The organism is Streptomyces torulosus, assembly GCF_001419765.1.
GTDB lineage: Bacteria > Actinomycetota > Actinomycetes > Streptomycetales > Streptomycetaceae > Streptomyces > Streptomyces torulosus.
Map to the genome: position 1 here is coordinate 1 of NZ_LIRK01000671.1, position 5,958 is coordinate 5,958.

2 protein-coding genes are annotated in these 5,958 nt (G+C 68.9%); both read left to right on the plus strand.

The window, feature by feature from the left end; genetic code table 11:
* The first annotated feature begins 344 nt into the window (after nucleotides 1–344).
* On the plus strand, nucleotides 345–3,485 hold the full coding sequence (locus tag AOK23_RS37025; RefSeq protein ID WP_055716874.1) for an NACHT domain-containing protein: 3,141 nt from the start codon (nucleotides 345–347) through the stop codon (nucleotides 3,483–3,485).
* Nucleotides 3,486–3,631: 146 nt separating this feature from the next.
* Nucleotides 3,632–5,929, plus strand: coding sequence for a heterodisulfide reductase-related iron-sulfur binding cluster (locus AOK23_RS37030; RefSeq protein WP_055716875.1), 2,298 nt, complete (start codon nucleotides 3,632–3,634; stop codon nucleotides 5,927–5,929).
* The last annotated feature ends 29 nt before the right edge of the window (nucleotides 5,930–5,958 follow it).

Genomic DNA, 5,958 nt, shown 5'->3' on the forward strand with positions numbered 1-5,958 from the left:
AGCCAGGCCACACCGCCCACCCCGCAGAGGAGCGCGACACCCCCCAGCAGCGGCACCGGCCGCATCCGCCGCCGCTCCACGATCCCGAGCCGCTGCGCGGGCACGCGTACGGCCGCCGTCAGCACGGCGGTGACCAGGAGGGCGGACGCGGCGGCGAGGATTCCGTACAGCACGGAACCAAGTTAGGGGTGATTGTGACGATTTCATACGAATAACACGATCGTTTTGAAATAGCACGCTCGTTCCGCCTGTCCACCCGAGGTACGCAAAGCACCCCACGGGGCACACAGCCCATGGGAGCCTGATGCGGCTCGGAATACGTCAGGGGCTCAGGGGGAGGGCTCATGGGGGAGTTGTCGGCGGGCTGGCCGATCGGCGTCGCGGGTGTCGTGGTGGGGGTCGTCCTGAGTGTCCTCGCCGCTGTTTCGAGACACTGGCTCGGCAGCAAGCTGAAGCTGCTCCTCGACTTCGCGTACGCCCAGTTCGGCGGCAGCGTTCTGCTGCGCCGCACCGCCCTCGCGAGGTACACCCGCGCCCTGTACGACCGCCACCGCCGTTTCGCCGTCTCCTTCCAGGTCGACGAGGACCTGAAGCTGCCGATGGAGTCGGTGTACGTCCCGCTGCGCGGCGCCCGGGGGGACGGCGCGCCGACCGAGCTGGCCGCGGACCTGCGGGCGGAACGGCACAGTGTGGTGCTGGGGGTGCCGGGCGCGGGCAAGACGATGCTGCTGCGGCACCAGGTGCTGATGTGGGCGAGGGAGCGGGTACGCGGCACGACCGCGGGCGCCCCGGGCGGGAACACCGCGACCCGGCGGAAGCCCGGACGCGAACGGCGCCCCCGTGTCGATCTCGGCGATCTGGGGGACATCCCGGTTCTGCTGGAGCTGCACTGGATCAACAAGGCGCCTGAACGGAGTCTCGAGAAACACCTCGTGGACCACTTCGCGCGGCACGACTTCCCGGGCGCCGAGAAGTGGGTGACGCGGGCACTGGAACGGGGCAGCCTCGCCCTGTACTTCGACGGTCTGGACGAGGTGACCACGGAGCTTCGGCCACTGGTCGCGGACCGGATCGAGGAGTTCACGGCGAAGTACGCGGCCTGCCGGGTGGTGGTGACCTGCCGGACCGCGGTGTACGAGGGCTGGTTCGCCGAGTCCTTCGGCCAGACCCTGCGCGTGCGCGACTTCGACGAGCACCTCATCCGCCGCTTCCTCAACGGCTGGCCCTGGCGACCGGACACCGCTCTGGAGCCGGAGAGCACCGTCGACCAGGTCCTCGGCGCCCTCCGCGACACCCCGCAGATCATGGCCCTGGCCCGCAACCCCCTGCTCCTGACGATGATCGCGTACCTGTACGACTTCGTGTACGCGGGCACCGACCAGGTCCTGCCGCACACCCGAGCCGAGTTCTACAAGCAGGTCATCGACAGCCTGCTGATCGACCGCCGACGCAAGTCCGTGTACCCGTTCCCGCTGAAGAAGGCAGTCCTCCAGGAAGTCGCGCTGGTCGCCCAGGACATCCCCTCGGGCGTCCACGACCGGCTGGCGCTGCCGCACGAGAAGGTGCTGGAGACCGTACGGGCCGTCCTGGAACGGCAGGCACGGGACCCGGGGGCCGCCGAGAAGGTCCTGAACGAGATCGTCCACCGCAGCGGTCTGCTCCTGGCCGTGGACAACGGCGAGCGCTACCAGTTCGCCCACCTCACCCTCCAGGAGTACCTGGCGGCCGTGAAGCTGGCGGCGGACCCCACGGGTCTCCTCCGGCGATACCGCGACGACCCGGCCGCCTGGCGGGAGACGGTCCGCCTGTGGTGCGGGGTGGAGCCGCGGGACTGCACGGAGGTCGTCCGGGCGGTGTTCACGAGGGACCCCGTCCTGGCCTTCCAGTGCCTGGCGGACGCCCACACGATCGAGGACGGGCTGGCGGAGGAGATCCTGGAGCATTTCCGGGGCGCGCTGGGTGGCGAGCACAGGGTCCTCGACGAAGCGGTGATCAACGCGTTCGGGCTGGTCGGGAGCGACGGACGGAGGAGGGGCCGCTCGGTCTTCGACTTCCTCGTCGAGACCGTGCGCTCGGACACCGATCCGGACCGGGTCCGCGCGGCGGCCCACGCGCTGGCGGCCACCAACCTCCCGAAGGCCGCTGAGGCTCTGGCGACCACGGCCAAGCCGGGCAACGCGGCCTGGGACGGTCTCCAGACCATGGGGGATCTGGCGGTGTCCGCCTACCAGGACATGGCAGCCGACCATGTCGAAGCGGTGCGCGCTCTGTGGAGCATCCGGACCCCGAAGGCGGCCCTCGCGCTGAACCATGTGCTCTGGCACCCCACGGATCCGACCACACGGGTCTCGTGCGCCTTCCACCTGGGTGAACTGCTGAGCGTGCCGGAGATCGCCGACGAACTGAGGGCCGCCCCTGTGGGGCCCTCTCGCGGCGGGAACCTGAGCTGGGTCTGGCGCCCCTTCGCCCACGGGACCGACGACGCCCTGGTGATGATCGCCGGGAAGATCGCCGCCACCATCGACTCCGCCGACGCCTTCGTGATCACGCACGCGGAGCTGCCGACCCCCGATCCCCGGATCATCGCCCCGCTGGTCGTCATCAGCCGGGACGCGACCTACGCCCTGAGGCAGGAGGTGAGCGCGGGGGACGAACTCATGGAGTGGCTGCGGCGCCGTTCCGACCCCCGCATTCTGGTGCACGCCGTCGCCGAGGACCGGCGGATCGACACATCGGTGCTGGCCCAGTACCTGGAGGTCGAGCTTCCGTCGTTCAGCTCGTTCATCCTGGAGCAGGCCGTCAAGGCGCTCGGCTCCGCCGGACTGACCGCGCACCGGCTGGAACTGCTGCGCCGCCTGCCCGAGTGGCTCCAGATGCGCACAGCCGTGGCCCTGCTCAAGCAGCAGACGTTCGCGGGCCCCCCGAGCTGGGACGTGCCGTCACCAGAGGCGGAGACCCGTGGCTACGACTACGGCAGGAGCACGCACTACCGCTTCATTCTGCTGGTGTGCGTCGCGCTGTCGGGGGTGGCCGCCTGGCGGGCATGGACGGCGGCCGCGGGCGGCGACCAACCCTGGGGGCCCGCATGGCTGCCGGTGGCGGTCCTCATCCAGATCGCCGCGGGCTGGATCGCCCTGATCGCGTGCGGTTCCCTCACCGACCCCGAGGCGCTGTTCATTTTCGGCCTGGTCGGTCTTTTCGCGGGGGGCATCGCGGTCTCCCAGGTGATCCGGGACCGCGAATGGGCCGCGTTCCGCGACCGGGGGTTCTTCTGCATGCTGGGAGCTGTGGGCCTCTTCCCTGCCGTCTGCCTGTACTCGTGGACCGCGTTGACCGAGGCCTGGGGCGCCACCGCCGCGACCGGAGTGGCCGTCGGCGTTGTCGCCGCCCTCGCAGGGGCCTCCACGCGCGGCCTCGAACTGCAGCGCCGCTGGAACGCCCGCACCCACCCCATCTGCGATCTGGTCCTCAAACCCCTCCTCTAGACCGCCGCCCCCCCCACTCAGGCAACCCTCAGCGACGCAGATCACCGCGTCGCTGGCTACAGTGCGGCAGGAGAAGTGGGTAGTCTCAGACGGACTGCATAAGTTACCGCTTAGTAATGACCCTCGCAGGCCCGAGGAGCCCCCAAATGCAACTCGCCGCGATCATCGTGTCGCTGGTACTGACCGTGGTCGGCGTCGCGCTGCTCGCACGCGCCATCGGTCAGTTCATCCGGTACTTCAAGCTGGGCCAGCCGGTCCCGGCCGGCAGCCGTACCGACAATCCCTACCAGCGCAGTGTGACGCTGGTGCGGGAGTTCCTCGGGCACACCCGGATGAACCGGTGGGGCATCGTGGGCTTCGCCCACTGGTTCGTGGCCGTCGGCTTCCTGACGCTGCCGCCGACCCTCGCCCAGGCCTTCGGGCAGCTCTTCGAGGCCGACTGGGTGCTGCCGGTCATCGGCGGTTTCCTGCCGTTCGAGCTGTACATCGAGTTCATCGGCGTGATGACGATCCTCGGCATCGCCACGCTGATCGTGATCCGCCTGCTGAGCCTGCCCTCGCGCGCCGGCCGCAAGTCCCGCTTCGCGGGCTCCAAGGCCGGTCAGGCGTACTTCGTCGAGTACGTCATCCTCACCATCGGTCTCGCCATCTACGTGCTGCGCGGCCTCGAGGGCGCGATCCACGACGTCGACCACTACGAGGCCGCCTACTTCGCCTCGTACCCGCTGGTCCTCGCGCTCAAGGGGCTCAGCCTCCCGGTCCTGCAGAACCTGGTCTACTTCACCGCGATGGTGAAGATCAGCACCTCGTTCGTCTGGATGATCGTCGTCTCGCTGAACACCAACATGGGTGTCGCCTGGCACCGCTTCCTCGGCTTCCCGAACATCTGGTTCAAGCGGAACGCCACCGGTGAGACCGCCCTCGGCGCGCTCCAGCCGATGACGAGCGGTGGCAAGCCGATCGACTTCACCGACCCCGGTGACGACGACGTCTTCGGTGTCTCCCAGGTCGAGCAGTTCTCCTGGAAGGGCCTGCTGGACTTCTCCACCTGCACCGAGTGCGGCCGCTGCCAGTCGCAGTGCCCCGCCTGGAACACCGGCAAGCCGCTCTCCCCGAAGCTGCTGATCATGTCGCTGCGCGACCACGCGCACGCCAAGGCCCCCTACCTCCTCGCCGGTGGCGGCAAGACCATGGAGGGCGAGGAGAAGGCCTCCGAGGAGCAGCTGAAGGACGTCCCGGCCGCCGCGCTCGCGGAGGCCGAGCGGCCGCTGATCGGCACCGTCGAGGAGAACGGCGTCATCGACCCCGATGTGCTGTGGTCCTGCACCACCTGCGGTGCCTGCGTCGAGCAGTGCCCCGTCGACATCGAGCACATCGACCACATCGTCGACATGCGCCGCTACCAGGTGATGATCGAGAGCGCCTTCCCGTCCGAGGCCGGGACGATGCTCAAGAACCTGGAGAAGAAGGGCAACCCCTGGGGCCTGGCCAAGAAGCAGCGGCTGGAGTGGCTCAAGGAGGTCGAGTTCGAGGTCCCGGTCGTCGGCAAGGACATCGAGGACCTCAGCGAGGTCGAGTACCTGTACTGGGTCGGCTGCGCCGGCGCCCTGGAGGACCGCGCCAAGAAGACCACCAAGGCCTTCGCCGAGCTGCTGCACATCGCGGGCGTCAAGTTCGCGATCATGGGCGGCGACGAGAAGTGCACCGGTGACTCCGCCCGCCGTCTCGGCAACGAGCCCCTCTTCCAGGAGCTCGGCATGGAGAACGTCGCCGCGCTGAACATGGCGTTCGGCGAGGAGACGGACGACGAGGGCAACGTCACGCCCGAGTCGAAGAAGCCCAAGGCGGCCAAGAAGATCGTCGCCACCTGCCCGCACTGCCTCAACACCCTCGGCAACGAGTACCCGCAGCTCGGCGGCGACTACGAGGTCATCCACCACACCCAGCTGCTCCAGCACCTGGTGGACGAGGGCAAGCTGATCCCGGTCACGCCGGTCGAGGGCATCATCACGTACCACGACCCGTGCTACCTGGGCCGCCACAACAAGATCTACACGCCCCCGCGCGAGATCATCGCCAGCGTCCCGGGTCTGCGGAACGAGGAGATGCACCGCCACAAGGAGCGCGGCTTCTGCTGTGGCGCCGGTGGCGCCCGGATGTGGATGGAGGAGCGGATCGGCAAGCGCATCAACAACGAGCGCGTCGACGAGGCCCTCTCCCTCAACCCGGACATCGTCTCCACCGCCTGCCCGTTCTGCCTCGTCATGCTGACCGACTCGGTCAACGGCAAGAAGAACGACGGCAAGGCCAAGGAGTCCATCCAGGTCGTCGACGTGGCCCAGCTGCTGCTGGAGTCCGTCAAGACCCCGGTCACCGACGAGGACGAGCCCCCCGCGGGCGCTGCCGAGACGGAGAACGAGCCGGAGCCCCAGCCGGTCAATTGACCGGCTGGGGCTCCGGCTCGTTCTCCGTC